This window comes from Acidovorax sp. FHTAMBA (assembly GCF_038958875.1).
Classification (GTDB): Bacteria; Pseudomonadota; Gammaproteobacteria; order Burkholderiales; family Burkholderiaceae_C; genus Acidovorax.
The window spans coordinates 581,973-600,238 of sequence record NZ_CP152407.1 but is presented as its reverse complement, the minus strand read 5'-3'; the positions used below and the strand labels follow the sequence as shown (position 1 = coordinate 600,238).

Here is an 18,266-nt window from a genome sequence, read left to right as displayed (position 1 = left end):
GGGAAATCCTTGTTCAAGTTAACCAGCCTCAATCTCAATGGCATCCGCTCGGCCACCAGCAAAGGCGTGGAAAGCTGGATGGCAGCCACGCGGCCGGATTGTATTTGTGTGCAGGAAGTGAAGGCCCAGGCGGCCGACATGGCCAACCGGTTCGAGCGCATGGCGGGCCTGCAGGGCCACTTCCACTTTGCGCAGAAGAAGGGCTATTCCGGTGTGGGCATCTACACGCGCCACGAGCCGTCGGATGTAGTCATAGGCTATGGGTCTGCAGAATTCGATACAGAAGGCCGATATGTGGAGCTGCGCTTTGACACGCCGGTGCGCAGGCTGTCGATCATCAGCGCGTACTTTCCCAGTGGCTCCTCGGGCGAAGAACGCCAGCAGGCCAAGTTCCGCTTCCTGGCAGAGATGCATCCGCACCTCATGCGCCTGAAGGCCGAGCGCGATTTCATCCTGTGCGGCGACATCAACATTGCGCACCAGCAAATCGACCTCAAAAACTGGCGCAGCAACCAGAAAAACAGTGGTTTTTTACCCGAAGAGCGGGCCTGGATGACAAAGTTGTTGCACACAACTGATGAAGGCGGCGGCATCATAGACGTTTACCGACAGTTACAACCCACCGCGACCGACACCGCCTACACATGGTGGAGCAACCGGGGGCAGGCCTATGCCAACAACGTGGGTTGGCGTCTGGACTACCACCTGGCCACTCCGGCGATGGCGGCGCTGGCACGCACTGAATCCATTTACAAAGGCGAAAAATTCTCGGACCACGCACCCATCACGGTGGACTACGAATTGAGCCTGTGAATCCGCCCGCCCCATGACCGACGCCGCCATCTCTGCGCCCGCCCCCGCACCCGCCCACAGCTTTCGCCCGCAGAGTGCGGACGCGTTGTGGAAGCAGCTGTCTACGCCGCACCCCACCGTGGGCAAGGCGCGGCACCTGGGTGAGGCCATGGTGCATGCGGGTTTGCTGTCGGTTCCTGCGCTGCAGGATGGGCTGCAGGCGCAGCAGCGCGAGCGCGCCGATGGGGTGCAGCGGCCCATCGGTCAGATCCTGGTGGACCGCGGTGCGCTCACGCAAGACCAGTTGCGCAGCGTCATTGCCACGTGGCTGGGCGAGTACACCGTGCACCCGGGCGACATCACGCCCGAGGAGTCGGCCCTCGCCCTCATCCCCCGCGCAGTGGCCGAGCGCGAGTCGGTGCTGCCCCTGATCGCGCGCGACGATGCGCTGGTGCTACTCATGGCCGACCCCTGGGACCGGGTACTGATCGACGAGATCCGCTTTCTGACGCAAAGGCGGCTGATCCCCTTGCAGGCCGCGCCCGGCACGCTGGCGCCCGCCATCCAGAAGGCCTACCGCACCCAGCCGGGCGACACCGCTGCGACAGGCGCGCGCCACCTCGCAGGAGCTGCTGAGCAACCTCAGCGCCGCCGCACCCGACGCCGATGCGGAGCAGGCCGACGTGATCAGCGAGTCGGACAACACCCTGGTGCGCCTGATCAACTCGGTGATTGACGAGGCCATCAACCACCGCGCCTCCGACATCCACATCGAAACCGAGCCCGCCCCGCAGAATGTGCGCGTGCGCCTGCGCATCGACGGCGACCTGACGCCCTACCTCGAACTGCCAGCGCGCTTTCGGTTTGCCATGGTGGCCCGCATCAAGATCATGGCCAACATGGACATCTCCGAGCACCGCAAGCCGCAGGACGGGAAGATCGATTTCTCGCGCTTCGGCGGCCCGCCCGTCGAGCTGCGCGTGGTCACCGTGCCCACCTCGCGCGGCCTCGAAGACGTGGTGCTGCGCCTGCTGGCCGGTGCCAAGCCCCTGCCGCTGGAAGCCATTGGCCTGAGCCCGGCCAACCTGGTGGCCATACGCGGTGTGATGAAAAAGAGCTACGGCCTGGTGCTCGTGGTCGGCCCCACGGGATGCGGCAAGACGACTTCGCTGCATTCGGTCATCCGCGACATCAACACTGCCGGGCGCAAGATCTGGACGGCCGAAGACCCTATCGAAATCACCCAGAGCGGGCTGCGCCAGGTGCAGGTGAACGCCCGCATCGGCTGGACCTTTGCCGCCGCCATGCGCACCTTTTTGCGGGCCGACCCGGACGTCATCATGATCGGTGAAATGCGCGACGAGGAAACTGCGCGCATCGCCATCGAAGCCTCGCTCACGGGGCACCTGGTGCTGTCCACGCTGCACACCAATTCGGCACCCGAGAGCATTGCGCGGCTGCTCGAAATCGGGCTGGACCCGTTCAACTTCTCGGACTCGCTGCTGGCCATTCTTGCCCAGCGCCTGGTGCGGCGCCTGTGCACCGCCTGCCGCGAGCCCCGGTTGGCCGACGAGGAAGCCCTGAACGATCTGGCCTCGCAATACCTCGCCAGCGGCACCAGCAACACGCCCGAGGCGCGCTCGGCGCAGGTGGCACGCTGGCGCAAACAGCATGGCGACGCCACGGGTGCCATGCAGCTGTGGCGCGCGGTAGGTTGCAAGGAGTGCGAGAACCACGGTTACCGCGGACGGCTGGGCATCCATGAGCTGATGATCAGCGACGATTCCATCCGCCAGCACATCCGCCGCAGAGCCCCCGCCTCGGACATCCGGCACTCGGCGCTGGCGGCCGGCATGCTCACCCTGCGGCAGGACGGCATCGAAAAAGTGCTGCAGGGCCTGACCGACATGCCCGAAGTGATCGGCGCAACCAATCTGTGATCGGTTTAGTGCCAAATACGCCTCTAGCCCTTACGGATAAAGCGCTAATAGCTATATAAATTATAGCATTTCATGCACACATGATCCCTGCGGCGCAGCACCCAAGCGGGGCCGCGGGCGGCAACGGTGCCCCGGCGGCCCCTGGATGCTTGCGCAAGCGGCGGTGCAGCGCGCCCCAGCCCTGTTCAACAAGCCTGTGCAGCCACGAGCATGTGGAGCAAATCGCTGATGCGCACCGGTTTGTTGAGCACGCAGGTAGCCCCCAGGGCCTGCACGCGCGTGGCGGCGTCGGGCTTCGCATCGGCCGCCAGCACGACAACCCTGGCATCCCGCGCCGTGGCGAACCGGCCCAGCCGCAGCTCGCCGAGCAGCTCCAGTGCCTGCTGCTCCTCGTGAAGGTCCAACACCAGGCCGTCATAGGCCTGCGCTGCCAGCAGCGTGCGGGCGCGGCCCACGCTGCTGGCCTCATGAAAATCCACCATGCCGAGATCACGGGCGACCATGACGATGGTGCGCCGCAACACAAACTGCGGCTCAACCAGCAAGATCCGGGGCAACAGCGCGGTCATTCGTCGGCCTCTTTTCCGGCCAGGGTCTCGTTTGCCAAGCGGCGCAGTGCATCCAGAATGGACAGCTCCACCGGCCCCAAGGTGCGCGGCACGGTGTCGATCACGCAAAGCGTGCCAATGTGGTGCCCGCTGGGGGCACTGAGCGGGGCACCGGCATAAAACCGGATGTGGGGCTCGCCCGTCACCAGGGGGTTGTCGGCAAAGCGGGGGTCGCTGCTGGCGTCCTCGACGACAAACAGATCATTCTTCATGATCGCGTGCCCGCAAAAGGAGATGTCACGGGGGGTTTCTGTTGCCTCCAGGCCCACACGCGACTTGAACCACTGGCGTTGCCCATCCACCAGCGTCAGCAGGGCAATCGGCACGTTCAGTTGCTCGGCCACAAATCGGGCGAGGCGGTCATAGCGCTCTTCGGGCGGGGTGTCCAGCAGCAACAGGTCGCGCAGGGCATTCAGTCGGTCGGCCTCGTCGGCGGGTACGGGTGCGGGTGTCATGGTGAATCCTGGGGTAAATCGTGCGGCGATGGGAGTGGGGGTCAGGTCGCTGGGCTCAGCCCAGCAGGTACGCCATCTGGGCGAGGTCGACCACCACCAGGTTGGCGTGATCCACCGCGCCTTTGGCATTGATCAGCCCGAACTCACCCATGGCGCCCATGCGCATGCCGCTGCGCCGCGCGCTGTGGGCGGGCAGCCAGTCCGTCAGGCTGTGGATGGCGATGCCCAAGGGCGCCGTCGTGCCGCCGGGCGCCTGGACAAGAACCGCCAGCTGCGGGTCTGCGAGTCCTTCCGACCTGGCGATGGCGGGCAGGCTGACGAGGCGAACCGTCTGGCCACGCCACGCCAGAAAGGCCGGTCGCCCCGAACGAAGGTCTTCTCTGGCCTGGGCGGGCAGTTCCACCACCCCCACAATGCCATCGACCGGGGACGCATAGCGTTGATCCGCATCGAACACCAGATAGGGCAAGGGCTCGGTGGCGTCGGGTTGCACCGCGCCGCCGGGCGCATGCAACGGGGCCGGCGCACGCCGGCTGATGGATGCCTCGGGCGTCAGGCCAAAGAGTTTGGCGACATCCAGCACCTGCAGCCCGGCGCTGTCTGGCAGCAGCGCCACGCCCGCCAGCAAGGGGTCGCTTGGCATGTTGGCCACGGCAGCCTGCGGCAGATCCACAAACTGCTGGCACTCCGACACCGTCAGCCCCAGCAGCAGCGGCCCCTGGCCCAGCATCACCATCCACGGCGCGGACTGGCGATCGCTGGCCTGGCGGCCCTCGCTGATGTCCACCAACGGCAGCTTGCGGCCCTGCCACTGGCCGATGGCCCAAGTGCGCTCCTTGGGCCCCAGCGCCAGTTCTGTGGCGGGCACGGGGACCACACGCTCCACGGCGCTTACCGGCACCGCCCACTGCTCCACACCGATCCGGAACACGGCGTGGCGTTGTGTTGTGCCCACCTGGTGCGGTGCAGGGACTGCCGGTGCGCCCGTGGCCGCTGCTTCGGCGGGCTCCACCTGTGCCTGCTCGCACCAGGCCTGGCCCAGTCGCATCAGCCGCGCCACTTCCAGAATGCACAGCGTCGGCGCGCTGGCTGTCGCGGGCACCACCGACTCGAATAGTTCGTTGTCATCGGGCGCGTGGTGCACCCGCCGGATATCGGCCGCCGCCACGGCCTTCACGCCCAGCACCGGCGCTGCGCAACGGCCAACTGACCTTGCCCACGGGGGATTCCCAAGAGGCCTAGCCAGCACTGCGGCGGGCTCAGCTGTTGAGCAATGAAATGTAATTATGGTTCCTGCACAAAAATGTCCGCGTCGCAGTCCTTTTTTGAGTCTATAGGGCATTGCTCACTTAGGACCTCAAACCGACTGCAACCAGATGCGAAGGCCAAACGATCCGTAACACATCCAGCGCGCCGGAAGTCGGCGAATGCACGTGCCAAGCGTTAAACAGGGACTTTGCCCCCATCGGGTCTCACGCAAAAGGCTGTATGCAACACGAACTACCCCGAACGAAGCGCCGCCCACGGTTGGCTCTTTTTCTATTCAGTGCGGCTGCCGTTTTCTCGGCGGGCTTCGCCATGCCGCGAACCGGCTTCGCTGCCGAAATCCTGCTTTCAGGCAGCGGCAGCTTCAAGCCGCCGTCGACTGAACAACTCGCGGCCCTCCCCCCGTATTTGGGTTTTTCTCGCGCTGATCTTGCATCTGGCAACTGGTCGTTTTCAGTGCGGTATGACGACAGTACCCGCGACGCCGACCCTGACCCCTCTGTAGGACGCTATATTGGATCGATCCGTGCCTTTCGCCTCGTGATTGGCAACACCTCTATGGATCTGCCCATCGATCAGGCCCAACTGGTCGTGAGTGACGGTGGTGGTGGCTTCCCCAACCGGGAGTCGATACAGCTGACGACCACGGCCTTGATTCCTTCAGGCCTGTTGCGTCTTTCCTGGATCCAGGTCAATCAGCAGCCGAAAGGGGCTGACTTGCGAGGTGCTGCCGGGGTGCTGCCACGCGATAGCTTGCCGCCTTCCACGTTGATCGCCAACCTCCCCACCGCGAGTCCTTTCGACCGTTTTCTTGAACTGCGCATCGGCCCACCGGCTGGCGGGTCGCAGCCGCAGCTGTACCTGAGTTCATCCAAACTGTCGGTGACCGCCGGTCCCGCTACGGCACCCTGAGGAGCACCAGATGTCGTACATGACCGTATTCACGCGCAGCCTTGTGCTGCGCAGCGTGGCAGCATCTATTATTTTGGGAAGCCTCGCCGCTTGCGGTGGTGGCGGAGACGTGGCCGTGGGCATCGGCGTGGCCGTCCCTGTCCAGCCTGCCGTTGCGCCGCTCACGCTGGCCCTGACACGCGTTGGGCCTCAGGCCATCCAGCTGGACTGGAGCGACGATCCCTATGTCGCCAGGTTCCAGGTTCTGCGCGATGGCTTTGCTTTGTCAACGGTCAACACCACAAGCCTGATCGACGCCTCGGTCTTCATCAACGGAACCTATTGTTATGAGGTACGGGGATACGACGCGGCAGGACGGCTGACAGCCGCCAGCAGCGTAGGGTGCATCACTATCCTTCCCTGAGCGGATCGCGCGGTAGCCGTGACGCCACTGATCGCGGGAGGGGTCCGAGCCAGGAATTTGCGGCCTTTCGACCAACCTTCCCCAACAGCCCTTGCACCTGGTCGGAAAATCACGGACAGCCCTACCAGGCACAGGCTTACCACCGCAGCCTGTGCCGCCGAAGACCTGGCGCAGGCGCGCTGTTGCTTTGCGGCGCAGATTTTTCTTTACGTTTGGCAACCATCGTCATGCTTTCGAGGTGAACGCGGACGGTGGTCTGCGCGTTTCATATAGGCGGTACTTTGTTTACCGCCTCGTGGAGCTTGATGTGAACCTCAATCTTTCCAATACCTTGAAGTGCGCCGCAGTCGCTGCTGGGGCTCTTTTCGTGGGTGCGTCTGCCCATGCCGGCGCAAACTGGTCCGTCGGCATCAATGTTCCTGGTGTGGTGTACGCCGCACCAGGCCCGGCGTATTACGCGCCGGGGCCCGTGTATGCCCCGCCCGTGTATTACCAGCCACCGCCTCCGGTCTACTACCGGCCACCGCCTGTTTACTATCGGCCGGCACCCGTGTATTACGGTGCGCCTGCGCCTGTGTACTATGGTCCTGGTTACCGGCCCTACCGTTATGACGAACATCGGCGCCGGAAATGGGCTGAAGACGATGACGATTGAGTGAGGTTGTGCATCAGGGTGAGACACAACGCTTAATGAGAAGTCCATCTTGTTTCCGGCACTGCGTACCATTGCCGCATGTTGGATGCGCTTCATCTGCTTTCATCTGGCGGTGGCGTAGCGCAGTCCGCGCCGCTGAAGGGTTTGTGAAAATCCTTCTTGAAAAAACATCGCCACGCCCATGCTCAATTACCTCACCGTCCCCGTCACGCCCTTTCAGCAAAACTGTTCCATCGTCTGGTGCGACGCCACCCACAAGGCCGCCGTCATCGATCCCGGCGGCGATCTGGATACGTTGCTGGCCGAAATCCAGCGCCGGGGCCTCACGCTGGAGCAGATCTGGCTCACGCACGCCCACATCGACCACGCAGGGGGCACGGGCGAGCTGGCCGAGCGTCTGCAACTGCCCATCGTCGGCCCGCACCCGGGCGACCAGTTCTGGATTGATGGCCTGCCGCAGCAAAGCGCCATGTTCGGCTTTCCACCTGCGCAGCACTTCACGCCCACGCGCTGGCTGCACGATGGCGACACGGTGCAGATTGGCAACGAGACGCTGCACGTGCGCCACTGCCCCGGTCACACCCCCGGCCATGTGGTGTTCCACGCGCCGCAGATTGACCGGGCCTTTGTGGGCGATGTGCTGTTTGCGGGCAGCATCGGCCGCACGGATTTCCCGCAGGGCAACCACCAGGACTTGATCGACAGCATCACCGGGCGCCTGTGGCCCATGGGGGACCAGACGGTGTTCATCCCCGGGCACGGGCCGGAGAGCACGTTTGGGCGCGAGCGGCAGAGCAATCCGTATGTGGCGGGTACCTGAGTGTTGCGCTGGACTTATCAAAATTGATAGCTGCTCGCGCTTATTCAGCAAGGTCTACAGGCACTTTTGAATTGAAATTCCGTGCGCCAGTGGTCGCGTCCCTAGAATGTGACCTTTTGTGACCCTACCCGCGCACGCCATGGCCCGTTCTGCCCCTGACAGCGACATCGCCCCGCGCACCCCGCGCCGGTTTGCGGTGCCGCAGCGCGGCTCCAGCCTCGCGGGCAAGGCCTACTGGGCCATGGTGAAGCAGGTGGCCGTCATGGCGGCGGTCATCGACGCGGGCTATGTCGTGCTGTTCTGGTGGCTGGGGTCGGGGCCCCTGGCGATCATCAACCTGATCAGCATCGCAATGTACGTGGGCGCGTACCAGCTGGTCACGATGCGGCGCAACACTGCGGCCGTCACGCTGATCTGGCTGGAGGTGATGCTGCACGCCGCCCTGGGCTCGCTGCTCATTGGCTGGGACAGCGGCTTTCACTACTACCTGCTGCTGTTCATCCCTACCATTGTGGTCGCCAACACGCGCGGCTATGCCGTGCCGCTGGTGCTGGCGCTGTTGGCCTACTACCTGGGCCTCAGGGCCGTGTGCGACTGGCTGGGGCCGCTCACCCCGCTGTCGCCGATCAGCCTGAAATGGGTGAACGCCCTGCACGTCGCCCTGGTGTTTGGCATGTTGTCGGCGCTGGCAGCCTTTTACCGCCGCACGGTGCTGACTGCCGAGGACCGCCTGCGTAAACAGGCCACGCTGGACCCTTTGACCGGCCTGAACAACCGCCGCCACTTTGAAACCCTGGCCACCCATGTGCTGGCGCGCAGCCAGCGCGACGGCACGCCCGTGACCCTGCTGCTGTGCGATGTCGATCACTTCAAGCGCGTGAACGACGAGCGCGGCCACGCGGTGGGCGACGAGGTGCTGATGGCCATCGCCAGAATGCTGGGCCAGAACCTGCGCGACGGCGACGTGGTGGCGCGCTGGGGCGGCGAGGAGTTTGTGGCGCTGATGCCCGCCAGCCCGCTGGACAAGGCCTGCGCCACCGCCGAGCGCATTCGCGCCGCCGTGCAGGCCACGCCGCTGGAGGTGGACGCCACGCCGCTTGCGCTCACCCTGTCGTTTGGCGTGGCGCTGGTGCATGGCGTGCAAGACCTGCACGCCGCCATCGCCCGCGCCGACAAGGCGCTGTACGACGCCAAGAACGCCGGGCGCAACCGGGTGAGTGCGGCGCAGGAACCCACGCCCGCAGAAATCATGCCAAGTCAGGCTGCAGCGCTTGCCTGAAAAGCGCCATAAGCTATTGAATCAGTAGCAATCAACTGCCGCGTTTGGCGGATTCATACAGCCCCTGCACCTTGGGCACATTCGACTGCAGCTCCTTGATGCGCGCCGGCCCCGACGGGTGGGTGGACAGGAAGGCCAGCCCACCCTGCTTGCTGCCGGTGGCGTTGCCCATCTTTTCCCACAGGCTCACGGACGCCTGCGGGTTGAACCCGCCGCGCGCAGCCAGCTCCAGGCCCACCAGATCGGCATCGCTCTCGTCCGACCGGCTGAACTGCAGCGTGAGCAGCTGCCCGCCCAACCCCGCCGCCGCCTGGCCCAGGTCACCCAGGCCCAGCAGCTGCGAGCCCAGGCGCAGCGCCAGGTTGGTGCCCTGCGTCTTGGCGATGCGCTCGCGCGCGTGTTCGCGCAGCGCGTGGGCCATTTCGTGGCCCATGATCATGGCGGTCTCGTCGTCGGTGAGCTTGAGCTGGTCGAGGATGCCGGTGTAGAACGCAATCTTGCCGCCGGGCATGCAGAACGCGTTGATCTGCGAGCTGCCGATGAGGTTGACCTCCCAGCGCCACTGCTTGGCGCGCTCGTTCCAAGGCGTGGTGTACGGGATCAGCCGCTTGGCAATCGCGTGCAGGCGCTGCAGCTGGGGGTGGTTGTCGGGCGCCAGAGCGCGTTTGGCCTTGGCCTGCTCCAGCATCTGGCGGTACTGCTGTGCGGCCGACTGCTCCAGCGTTTCCGCCGGCACCAGCTTGCGCAGGCTGGACGCCGAGCCCACCTCGACCTGCGCCAGCACTGGCGTGGCCGCAGCGGCGCCCGCCGCCAGCAAAAACGCGCGGCGCGCGGACCATGGGGACGATGGCGCAACAGAAGGGGCGGGGCAGAAGGTGCACATACAGAGAACCACCGTATTGAGGATGAACGCCTGAGGAAATAATGCCAGCGCTGGCTCCCAGATGGAGACCGACAGGCTTGCTGCAAGGGTGTGTCGGCGATGATAGACAAAACCTCGGCGCGCCCATGTCAGACACCTCCACTTCATCCACCCCCAATCTCACCCCTGAACAATCGCCCCGCACGCCCTGGCTGCAGACCCTGCGCGTGTACCTGGAGCCCGCCAGCCTGCGCATGCTGACGCTGGGGTTCTCTGCCGGGCTGCCGCTGCTCTTGGTGCTGGGCACGCTCTCGTTTCGGCTGCGCGAGGCGGGCGTTGACCGCAGCACCATCGGGTATCTGAGCTGGGTGGGCCTGGCGTATGGCTTCAAGTGGGTGTGGGCGCCGCTGGTGGACCGGCTGCCGATTCCGCTGCTCACCCACGCGCTGGGGCGGCGGCGCAGCTGGCTGCTGCTGTCGCAGGCGCTGATCGTGGGCGGGCTCATCGGCATGGCGCTGGCCGACCCGCGCCACACGCTGGGGCCCATCGTGTGGTGTGCGCTGGCCGTGGCATTTGGCTCAGCCACGCAGGACATTGCGCTCGACGCCTTCCGCATCGAATCGGCCGACGCCAACCACCAGGCAGCGCTGGCGGCGTCCTACCAGACGGGGTACCGCCTGGCCATGATCTGGGCTGGCGCGGGCGTACTCTGGATTGCCGCGCGCTCCGAGGTGGCCCCCGCGGTGGGCCAGGCCATCGCGCAGGGGGTTGTACAGGGTGCGGCACAAGGCGCCGCGGCCTACCAGAACGGCGCCTGGCAGGTGGCCTATCTGGTGATGGCCGCATCGATGGCAGTGGGCGTGGTCACGGTGCTGTTCTCGCGCGAGCCCGCGCCGGTGCAACTGCCCCCCGCCCGCAACGCGGCAGAGTGGATGCAAAGCGCCATGGTGGAGCCGTTTGCCGACTTTCTGCGCCGCTACGGCTGGCACGCGGCGCTCATCCTGGCGCTGATTGCCGTGTACCGCATCAGCGACGTGGTGATGGGCATCATGGCCAACCCGTTCTACGTGGACATGGGTTTTACCAAGGACGAGGTGGCCGCCGTGACCAAGGTGTACGGCGTGATCATGACGCTGGCAGGCGCCTTTGTGGGCGGCGTGTTGTCCATGCGCTTTGGTGTGATGCGCATCCTGATGCTGGGCGCCGTGCTCAGTGCCTGCACCAATCTGCTGTTTGCCTGGCTGGCCGGACACGGGCACGACGTGACGGCGCTGATCGCCGTGGTGTCGGCCGACAACCTGGCCAGCGGCATTGCGTCGGCGGCGTTCATCGCCTACCTGTCGAGCCTGACCAACGTGAGCTACTCGGCCACGCAGTACGCGCTGTTCAGCTCGATGATGCTGCTGCTGCCGAAGTTTGTGGCGGGCTTCTCGGGCGACTATGTGAACGCGTTTGGCTACGCGCACTTCTTCACCGCCACCGCCATGCTGGGCGTGCCGGTGCTGCTGCTGGTGTGGCTGGCTTCAAGGGCCAAAAATGCCTCTGGCGCTTGATACGCAAGCGCAATCAGCTATCAACTTAGAAGCAAATGGATTCCGACCATCCTGGGTGGTCTCCGGCCGGTTTACCGCAACTTTACGGCCGCTTCAACACGGGGAGACGCCTGCGCGGGACCATGGGCTTGTCCCTCAGGAACCCCGCACTACACTGATCCCATGAGCTCGCAACTGTTGATGATCGAAGACGATGCCCGCCTGGCCGAGATGGTGGGCGAGTACCTGGGCCAGTCGGGCCTGCAGGTCACGCACCGCGCCGACGGCAAAAGTGGCCTGGCGCAGCTGCAAGGGCCCGACGCCGGGCCACTGCCCGATCTGGTCATTCTGGACCTGATGCTGCCCGACATGGACGGCCTGGAAGTGTGCCGCCGCATCCGGTCGCTGCAGGGCGGTGCGGCGCAGGTGCCGGTGCTCATGCTCACCGCCAAGGGCGACCCCATGGACCGCATCATCGGCCTGGAGCTGGGTGCCGACGATTACCTGCCCAAACCATTCGAGCCGCGCGAGTTGCTGGCCCGTATCCGCGCGATCCTGCGCCGGCGCACCGACGGCGGCAGCACACCTGCCACGCAGGCGCTGCGCTTCGGCTCGCTGGAGATCGACCGCGATGCACGCACCGTCACCGTGGCGGGCCAGCCGGCCGAGCTCACCTCCTACCAGTTCGACCTGCTGGTGGCCCTGGCCGAACGCGCAGGCCGCGTGCTCACCCGCGACCAGATCATGGAGGCGGTGCGCGGCCGCGAGCTGGAGGCGTTTGACCGCAGCATCGACGTGCACATGGGCCGCATCCGTGCCGCCATTGAGGCCGATGCCAAGAACCCGCGCCGCATCCTCACGGTGCGCGGTGTGGGCTACGTGTTTGCCAAGCAGCAGGATTGATGGCGTTCATCCCCCTGAGCGGCTGCGCCGCTTCCCCCTTCTCTCGCACCGCTACGCGCTGCGGGAAGGGGGACGCCGCCAGCGCGGCGGGGCGGCCCTTGCGCGGCGGCCACCGGCTCAGGCAGCGCCAGTATCTGGCCGCGCGCACGGTGGATAGCGGTCCTTTGCTCACGCCCTTTGTGTTTTCATGTCCCTGACGAACCCCTTTTCCCGCCGCCTTTACCTGCGCATCTGGCTGGCCGTGGTGGGCGGCATGGCGGTGCTCACCCTGGCCGTGGGCTGGGCCTGGCGGTTTGCCGAAGAGCAGAAGGCGCAGAACGCACAGCCTTTTGTGCCGCCTTCGCGCGAGATGGTGCTGCGCGACCCGGCCGGCAACGTGCTGGTGCAGGGCCTCGGCACGCGCCAGCCCGGCGACCCTGGCGAAGGTTCCGAATTCCACATTGAAACGGCCACCGGCCAGACCTTTGTGCTGCAGCTGGCACCGCGCCAGCCCCGGGGCGAGCGCGGGGATCGGGGGGGCCGCCCCGGCGGCGGCGCCAACCGGAGTGACGCCGCGTTCTGGACGCGCCCGCCGTTTGGTTTCCTGTGGCTGCTGGGCATTGTGGGCGTGGCCGTGGCGCTGGGCGTGTACCCCATCATCCGGCGCCTGACGCTGCGGCTTGAAGCGCTCCAGCGCAGCGTGCAGAAGTTTGGCGAAGGCGACCTGTCGGTGCGCGTACCCGAGCAGGGGCTGGACGAGGTGGCCGATCTGTCGCGTCAGTTCAATGCGGCGGCAGCGCGCATCGAAACCCTCGTGCAGTCGCACAAATCCCTGCTGGCCAACGCATCGCACGAACTGCGCTCACCCCTCACCCGCATCCGCATGGGGATGGAGCTGATGGGCGGACAGCAGCCCTCACCCGCCTTCCGCGCGGAGATCCTGCGCAACATTGCCGAACTGGACCAGCTGGTGGACGAGATCCTGCTGGCCAGCCGCCTGGATGCGCGCGAGGCCGATGTGGGCACCGTGGAACTGGTGGACCTGATCGGGCTGGCTGCCGAAGAGTGCGCGCGGGTGGATGCCGACCTGGACGTGGGCTCGGATTCGGTGGATGTGCGCGGCGTCTCCAAGCTGCTGCGCCGTGCCATCCGCAACCTGCTGGAAAACGCACGGCGCTACAGCACCGGCGAGATCACGTTGGCCATCGAGCGCCGCCAGGGCCACGCCGAGGTACGCGTGTGCGACCGGGGGCCGGGCGTGCCTGTGACCCACCGGGAACGGATCTTCGAACCCTTCTACCGCCTGCCCGGCGCCAGCGAGCGCGCCGGGGGCGTGGGTCTGGGGCTGGCGCTGGTGCGCTCGATTGCCGGGCGGCACAACGGCACGGTGCACTGCGAGGACCGGCCGGATGGCGCCCCTGGGGCCTGCTTTGTGTTGCGCCTGCCCGTCACCGCCGCCAGCGCCACGCCATGAAGCCATAGATTGCCGCGCCCAGGACGAGCACAGAACCTGCCACGCCCAGCGCATGGTCAAACCCCTGGGCCTGTGACCCGGCCCGTGCCAGCAAGGCCGCCGCCATGGGCGGCCCCGCGATCTGCCCGATGCCATACAGGGCGGTCATCAGCCCGGTAAAACCGGCTCCCGCCTGCGGCCACTGGTGCCGCGCCTCTTGCAGCGCAAAGAACGTGATGGCCGTGAACGGCAGCCCGAGCAGCAGGCTGCCGAGCGCAAACCCCGTGCGCCCCGGCCACACCAGCCCCAGGCCGATGGCCACGGCCTGCAGCAAAAAGGCCCCGGCCAGCAGCATGCGCCGGTCCCGCGTGGGCGCGATCCGTGTCGACAGGAACGCGCCGAGCGCTACCCCTGCGCCAAACATGGGCCAGAAAAGATCGGGCCAGAGCGACCCCGCTGGCAGCGCTGCACGCGCGATGACGGGCAGGAACGTCGCGGTGATGATGTACCCCAGGCCCGCAAGGCTGTAGGCCGTGGCAAGGAGGGCGCGCTCTGGCACGGGGCGCGCGGCGGGTTGCGGTGGGGCATCTTTTGCCACCTCAGGCTCAGGCGTCGGAGCTTCAGAACCCCGGATGACCGTCCACGCGCCACCACACAGCACGGCCGCCAGCACGGCAAACGCCAGCCAGCCCGCCGCAGCGCTCCAGCCTGCAGCGACCATGGCGCCGGTGGGCAGGCCGGTGAACACAATGCCCAGGCCCGGTCCGCAAAAAATCAGCCCTCCCAGGGCCGGGCGCCCCAAGTGCGCCAGCCGCCCCATGCACCAGTTGGCAGTGCCAAGAAACACCAGCGCGCTGACCACCCCCGCCAGCAGGCGCAGCAGCGGCCACGATGCCGGCCACGGCAGGGCCAGCAGCCCGGTGAGCAGCACCGTGGCCACGAGCCCGCCGCGCACCAGCGCCGCATTGCCCGGCACCGCACCTGCACCCCACCGCCGGCCCAGCCAGGGCAGGGCCATGTACAGCAGCGCACCCGCCAGGTAGCCCGCGTAGTTGGCCGTGGCCAGCCAGCTGCCGGTGGCGATGTCCACCACCCCGTCGTGCAGCATCATGGGCAGCAGCGGGGTGAAGGCAAAGCGCCCGATGCCCATCGCCACGGCCAGCGCCGCCATGCCGGCCAGCGCCACGCGCAGCGGAGAGGTCCCGTCTGCGGGCTGATGAGGAAAAGAAACCGGTTGCACTGCGCAAGATCAGGAAAGGATTGCCACTCGGGACCGTGTTGCATATCATCTTATCAAGAGATTGAATTTTTGAAATACATATTGTTTTGAGATGGAAAACGCTTCAACGCCGCTGGACCTTGCGGCACTTGACATCTTTCGCACCGTGGCAGCTGAGGGCAGCGTCACGCGTGCTGCCGAACAGCTGCGGCGAGCGCAATCCAACGTCACCACCCGCGTGCGCCAGCTCGAATCCGAGCTGGGTACCGAGCTGTTCCTGCGCGAGGGCAAACGCATGGCGCTGACCCCGGAGGGCCAGGTGCTGCTGGGCTATGCCGACCGCTTGCTTGCGCTGGCCGAGGAAGCGCGCCAGGCGTTGCGTCCGGGGCAACCAACGGGTCGCCTGCGCCTGGGCTCCATGGAGAGTACCGCCGCCAGCCGCCTTCCTGCGCCGCTGGCCCGGCTGCACAGCCGGTGGCCGGACGTGGGACTGGAACTCTCCACCGCGCCCACACGTGAGCTGCTGGAGCGCCTGCGCGCCCATACGCTGGACGCCGTGCTGGTGGCCTGGCCGCCCGGCCAGGCGCCTGACCCTGCGCTGGAAACACGGCCAGTGTTCGTCGAAGAACTGCTGCTGGTGCTTCCGGCCGGGCACCCGCCGGTCAAACACCCCCAGGATGTACAGGCGGCCTCGCTCGCGGTGTTCGAGCCTGGTTGCACCTACCGCCGCATCGCACAGGACTGGTTCGCTTCCCGCGCAACGCAGCCGCAGTTGCTGGAGCTGAACTCCTACCATGCCATCCTGGCCTGCGTGGCGGGCGGGGGCTGTGCGGGTGTGGTGCCCCGTTCGGTGCTCGAGCTCTCGCCGCAGGCGGCGATGCTGCGCCAGCAACCGCTGACCACTATCAGCACCCTGCTCGTGTGGCGCCAGGGGTACCGCTCTGCGGCGCTGGATGCCTTGCAGCAGGTGCTGGCGGCCTGACCTCCCCTCTCTTTTCTTTCACGCACAAGCCTCCCATGACCTTCCAACCTCTTTGGCGAGCACTCTCGCTTCGTCTGCCCATCCTCCAGGGCCCCATGACGGGTTCCGACACCCCGGCACTGGCGGCGGCTGTGTCTGCTGCCGGAGGGCTGGGCATGCTGGGCTGCGGGATGCGGTCCCCCAGCGCCATGGCCGAGGCTGCGGCCGAGGTGCGGCGGCGCACGGACCGGCCCTTCGGGCTCAATCTCTTTGTGCAGGACACGCCCACGCCCGACCCCGCCACGGTGGAGCGTGCGCTTGCACGTCTGGCGCCGCTGTACGCCGAGTTCGGTCTTCAGCCCGCAGCGCCCGCCCAATGGTGCGAGGATTTCGCAAGCCAGTTCGATGCATTGGTGGAGGCGCGCCCGGCAGTGGCAAGTTTTACCTTCGGCATCCTCAATGGCGCGCAGGTCGAGCGGCTGCATGGTGCGGGGTGCACCGTCATCGGCACGGCCACGACGGTGGCCGAGGCAATCGCCTGGGCTGATGTGGGCGCGGACGCGGTATGCGCTTCGGGCATGGAGGCCGGAGGCCACCGTGGCACTTTTTTGCCCATGGGACGCCCCGACCCCCGAGGGCCGGTGGCAGGTCAACCGGCAGGGCAGAGCGGCCCCTCGCACGCCGACTTTGCTGCGGCCATGGTGGGCACGATGGCGCTCGTCCCGCAGTGCGTGGACGCGCTGCACCCCCGGGGGGTGGCCGTGATCGCGGCGGGCGGCATCATGGACGGGCGCGGCATTGCGGCGGCGCAGGCCCTCGGTGCGGACGCCGTGCAGATGGGTACGGCCTTTCTGGCCTGCACGGAATCGGGCATTGGCCAGGCGTACCGGGATGCACTGGCGCGCGCACAGGGCACAGATACGCGCGTGACACGCGTCTTCTCAGGCCGCCCCGCGCGCGGCATCGTGAACACGATGATGGAACGGCTGGCGCGCGACGAGGCCGCAATTCCCGCCTATCCCGTGCAGAACGCGCTGACCGGCACCTTGCGCCGCGCTGCAGCCGCGCAGGGGCGCGATGACTACCTCTCGCTGTGGGCAGGCCAGGGAGTGGCCGCGGCACGCGCATTGCCTGCGGGTGAGCTGGTTGCGGCGCTGGAGCAGGAGTGGTGTGCAGCGCTGGGCAGGTCACCATCGCAAGCCTGATCGAATCCAAACAACACTGCGGCAGGTATTCAGGGCCGGGCGTTGAACCAGCGCAGGAACCGCTGGCGCCGCAGCCACCAGCCGCGCAGCAGGTAGGCGCGTGACAGTTCTGCCGGTGCCAGTGGCGAAACCTCTACAAAGTTGCGGCGCAGCTCATCAGCCACCTCGACCGCGCCCGCGCGGCACGCGGCACGCATCGCCCCCACCAGGCTGCGCGCCGCCTGCTGCGCCAGGGCCAGACGCAGGTTCTGGTGGCTGGCACAGGGCGAAGCCTGCAGCGCCTGCGCAAAAGGCAGCAGCGCCGCAGACTGGTCCAGCGCCTTGGGCACGCTCATGCTGGCCAGGATGCTGCCCGCGCGCTGGCGGTAGGCCACCCAGGGTCGGGGCTCGTAATAAAAACTGCGGGCACGCAGGGCCATCAGGGGCATGGTGGCCATGTCCTCGAAATGCCGGCCCACGGGAAAGCGCAGCCCATCGCCCCAGAGCGTGCGCCGCGAGATCTTGGACCACGCGTGCAGTTCGCCCGTGGACAGCATGCCCGCCAGCAAGGCGCAGCGGTCATGCTCCAGCCGGGACGCCGGGCCCCGGAAGCTGCGCCGGTGGTGCTCGCCGCGCAACCGGTGCTTGAGGCGTACACGCTCGCGCCACACCGAAAAATCGCAGAGCACCACATCCGGCGCGTGCGCCTGCACGATGGTGCGCAGGCGGGCGATGCTGCCGGGCAGCAGCTTGTCGTCGGAGTCGAGGAACCACAGGTACTCGCCCTGCGCGGCATCGATCATCGTATTGCGCGCTGCGCTCAGGCCGGCGTTGCGCTCGTGCCTGAGCATTTGCAGGCGCCCCGGCCAACGCCCGGCCAGTTCCTGCATCAGCGCCCAGCTGCCGTCGGTGGAACAGTCGTCCAGCACCAGTATCTGCACGCCTGCGTCGTCGCCCAGCTGGTCGATGACGGACGCCAGACACTCGTGCAGCCAAGGCTTCACGTTGTACACAGGCACGAGGACGCTCAGCCACGGCAGCAC

The 18,266-nt window shown here is 66.7% G+C and carries 18 protein-coding genes; 12 read left to right on the top strand and 6 right to left on the bottom strand.

What is annotated here, in order from left to right:
* The first annotated feature begins 9 nt into the window (after nucleotides 1–9).
* From AAFF19_RS02740 to AAFF19_RS02730, 3 genes are read left to right on the top strand one after another with little or no spacing between them, the layout of a single operon-like run.
* Nucleotides 10–813, top strand: a complete 804-nt coding sequence (locus AAFF19_RS02740; protein ID WP_342721265.1) for an exodeoxyribonuclease III — start codon at nucleotides 10–12, stop codon at nucleotides 811–813.
* Nucleotides 814–826: 13 nt separating this feature from the next.
* Nucleotides 827–1,528 (top strand): hypothetical protein, encoded by a 702-nt coding sequence (locus tag AAFF19_RS02735; RefSeq protein WP_342721264.1) that lies wholly within the window; start codon nucleotides 827–829, stop codon nucleotides 1,526–1,528.
* A complete protein-coding gene (locus AAFF19_RS02730; RefSeq protein ID WP_342721263.1) occupies nucleotides 1,476–2,732 on the top strand; it encodes a GspE/PulE family protein in 1,257 nt (418 codons plus the stop codon). The genes AAFF19_RS02735 and AAFF19_RS02730 overlap by 53 nt, the downstream gene beginning before the upstream one ends.
* 185 nt (nucleotides 2,733–2,917) lie before the next feature.
* Here AAFF19_RS02730 and AAFF19_RS02725 read toward each other — a convergent pair whose 3' ends face one another.
* Genes AAFF19_RS02725 through AAFF19_RS02715 form a run of 3 tightly spaced genes read right to left on the bottom strand, consistent with a single transcriptional unit; the run spans nucleotide 2,918 to nucleotide 4,981 of the window.
* Entirely contained in the window at nucleotides 2,918–3,301 is a 384-nt protein-coding gene (locus AAFF19_RS02725; protein ID WP_342721262.1) for a response regulator, read from the bottom strand.
* Nucleotides 3,298–3,795 (bottom strand): GAF domain-containing protein, encoded by a 498-nt coding sequence (locus AAFF19_RS02720; RefSeq protein ID WP_342721261.1) that lies wholly within the window; start codon nucleotides 3,793–3,795, stop codon nucleotides 3,298–3,300. Before AAFF19_RS02720 ends, AAFF19_RS02725 begins: the two co-directional genes overlap by 4 nt.
* Before the next feature lie 55 nt (nucleotides 3,796–3,850).
* Nucleotides 3,851–4,981: a chemotaxis protein CheW gene (locus AAFF19_RS02715; protein ID WP_342721260.1), complete on the bottom strand. Its 1,131-nt coding sequence runs from the start codon at nucleotides 4,979–4,981 to the stop codon at nucleotides 3,851–3,853.
* 302 nt (nucleotides 4,982–5,283) lie between these two features.
* On the opposite strand from AAFF19_RS02715, the gene AAFF19_RS02710 reads away from it, so the two are divergent.
* From AAFF19_RS02710 to AAFF19_RS02695, 4 genes are all read left to right on the top strand, one after another.
* Nucleotides 5,284–5,973, top strand: coding sequence for a hypothetical protein (locus tag AAFF19_RS02710; protein WP_182121031.1), 690 nt, complete (start codon nucleotides 5,284–5,286; stop codon nucleotides 5,971–5,973).
* A 10-nt stretch (nucleotides 5,974–5,983) separates the two neighbouring features.
* Nucleotides 5,984–6,376: a hypothetical protein gene (locus AAFF19_RS02705; RefSeq protein WP_182121032.1), complete on the top strand. Its 393-nt coding sequence runs from the start codon at nucleotides 5,984–5,986 to the stop codon at nucleotides 6,374–6,376.
* Between the two features lie 836 nt (nucleotides 6,377–7,212).
* Nucleotides 7,213–7,851 carry an MBL fold metallo-hydrolase gene (locus AAFF19_RS02700; protein ID WP_342721259.1) on the top strand — a complete coding sequence of 213 codons (639 nt, stop codon included), beginning with the start codon at nucleotides 7,213–7,215 and terminating at the stop codon, nucleotides 7,849–7,851.
* A 139-nt stretch (nucleotides 7,852–7,990) separates the two neighbouring features.
* Complete coding sequence (locus AAFF19_RS02695; protein ID WP_342721258.1) at nucleotides 7,991–9,130, top strand: GGDEF domain-containing protein; 1,140 nt, start codon at nucleotides 7,991–7,993, stop codon at nucleotides 9,128–9,130.
* Nucleotides 9,131–9,161: 31 nt separating this feature from the next.
* Here the strand turns inward: AAFF19_RS02695 and AAFF19_RS02690 are convergent, their stop codons facing one another.
* A complete protein-coding gene (locus AAFF19_RS02690; RefSeq protein WP_342721257.1) occupies nucleotides 9,162–10,013 on the bottom strand; it encodes a M48 family metallopeptidase in 852 nt (283 codons plus the stop codon).
* A 125-nt stretch (nucleotides 10,014–10,138) separates the two neighbouring features.
* On the opposite strand from AAFF19_RS02690, the gene AAFF19_RS02685 reads away from it, so the two are divergent.
* From AAFF19_RS02685 to AAFF19_RS02675, 3 genes are all read left to right on the top strand, one after another.
* Nucleotides 10,139–11,545 (top strand): MFS transporter, encoded by a 1,407-nt coding sequence (locus AAFF19_RS02685; RefSeq protein ID WP_342721256.1) that lies wholly within the window; start codon nucleotides 10,139–10,141, stop codon nucleotides 11,543–11,545.
* 162 nt (nucleotides 11,546–11,707) lie between these two features.
* Complete coding sequence (locus AAFF19_RS02680; RefSeq protein ID WP_182121037.1) at nucleotides 11,708–12,427, top strand: response regulator transcription factor; 720 nt, start codon at nucleotides 11,708–11,710, stop codon at nucleotides 12,425–12,427.
* Nucleotides 12,428–12,614: 187 nt separating this feature from the next.
* Nucleotides 12,615–13,880 carry an ATP-binding protein gene (locus tag AAFF19_RS02675; protein ID WP_342721255.1) on the top strand — a complete coding sequence of 422 codons (1,266 nt, stop codon included), beginning with the start codon at nucleotides 12,615–12,617 and terminating at the stop codon, nucleotides 13,878–13,880.
* Here the strand turns inward: AAFF19_RS02675 and AAFF19_RS02670 are convergent.
* Nucleotides 13,855–15,030: a YbfB/YjiJ family MFS transporter gene (locus AAFF19_RS02670; protein ID WP_342721821.1), complete on the bottom strand. Its 1,176-nt coding sequence runs from the start codon at nucleotides 15,028–15,030 to the stop codon at nucleotides 13,855–13,857. The two genes, AAFF19_RS02675 and AAFF19_RS02670, sit on opposite strands and share 26 nt — an antisense overlap.
* 160 nt (nucleotides 15,031–15,190) lie before the next feature.
* On the opposite strand from AAFF19_RS02670, the gene AAFF19_RS02665 reads away from it, so the two are divergent.
* A complete protein-coding gene (locus tag AAFF19_RS02665; RefSeq protein ID WP_008903644.1) occupies nucleotides 15,191–16,060 on the top strand; it encodes a LysR substrate-binding domain-containing protein in 870 nt (289 codons plus the stop codon).
* Between the two features lie 35 nt (nucleotides 16,061–16,095).
* Nucleotides 16,096–17,244, top strand: a complete 1,149-nt coding sequence (locus tag AAFF19_RS02660) for a nitronate monooxygenase (RefSeq protein ID WP_342721254.1) — start codon at nucleotides 16,096–16,098, stop codon at nucleotides 17,242–17,244.
* Nucleotides 17,245–17,273: 29 nt separating this feature from the next.
* Here the strand turns inward: AAFF19_RS02660 and AAFF19_RS02655 are convergent, their stop codons facing one another.
* Complete coding sequence (locus AAFF19_RS02655; protein ID WP_342721820.1) at nucleotides 17,274–18,263, bottom strand: glycosyltransferase family 2 protein; 990 nt, start codon at nucleotides 18,261–18,263, stop codon at nucleotides 17,274–17,276.
* Nucleotides 18,264–18,266: the final 3 nt, after the last annotated feature.

Bases quoted from the DNA above. Each gene is read 5' to 3' on its own strand.
- AAFF19_RS02735 (WP_342721264.1), top strand. From the start codon at position 827: ATGACCGACGCCGCCATCTCTGCGCCCGCCCCCGCACCCGCCCACAGC.
- AAFF19_RS02725 (WP_342721262.1), bottom strand. From the start codon at position 3,301: ATGACCGCGCTGTTGCCCCGGATCTTGCTGGTTGAGCCGCAGTTTGTG.
- AAFF19_RS02720 (WP_342721261.1), bottom strand. From the start codon at position 3,795: ATGACACCCGCACCCGTACCCGCCGACGAGGCCGACCGACTGAATGCC.
- AAFF19_RS02710 (WP_182121031.1), top strand. From the start codon at position 5,284: ATGCAACACGAACTACCCCGAACGAAGCGCCGCCCACGGTTGGCTCTT.
- AAFF19_RS02705 (WP_182121032.1), top strand. From the start codon at position 5,984: ATGTCGTACATGACCGTATTCACGCGCAGCCTTGTGCTGCGCAGCGTG.
- AAFF19_RS02700 (WP_342721259.1), top strand. From the start codon at position 7,213: ATGCTCAATTACCTCACCGTCCCCGTCACGCCCTTTCAGCAAAACTGT.
- AAFF19_RS02695 (WP_342721258.1), top strand. From the start codon at position 7,991: ATGGCCCGTTCTGCCCCTGACAGCGACATCGCCCCGCGCACCCCGCGC.
- AAFF19_RS02690 (WP_342721257.1), bottom strand. From the start codon at position 10,013: ATGTGCACCTTCTGCCCCGCCCCTTCTGTTGCGCCATCGTCCCCATGG.
- AAFF19_RS02685 (WP_342721256.1), top strand. From the start codon at position 10,139: ATGTCAGACACCTCCACTTCATCCACCCCCAATCTCACCCCTGAACAA.
- AAFF19_RS02680 (WP_182121037.1), top strand. From the start codon at position 11,708: ATGAGCTCGCAACTGTTGATGATCGAAGACGATGCCCGCCTGGCCGAG.
- AAFF19_RS02675 (WP_342721255.1), top strand. From the start codon at position 12,615: ATGTCCCTGACGAACCCCTTTTCCCGCCGCCTTTACCTGCGCATCTGG.
- AAFF19_RS02670 (WP_342721821.1), bottom strand. From the start codon at position 15,030: ATGGCGGCGCTGGCCGTGGCGATGGGCATCGGGCGCTTTGCCTTCACC.
- AAFF19_RS02665 (WP_008903644.1), top strand. From the start codon at position 15,191: ATGGAAAACGCTTCAACGCCGCTGGACCTTGCGGCACTTGACATCTTT.
- AAFF19_RS02660 (WP_342721254.1), top strand. From the start codon at position 16,096: ATGACCTTCCAACCTCTTTGGCGAGCACTCTCGCTTCGTCTGCCCATC.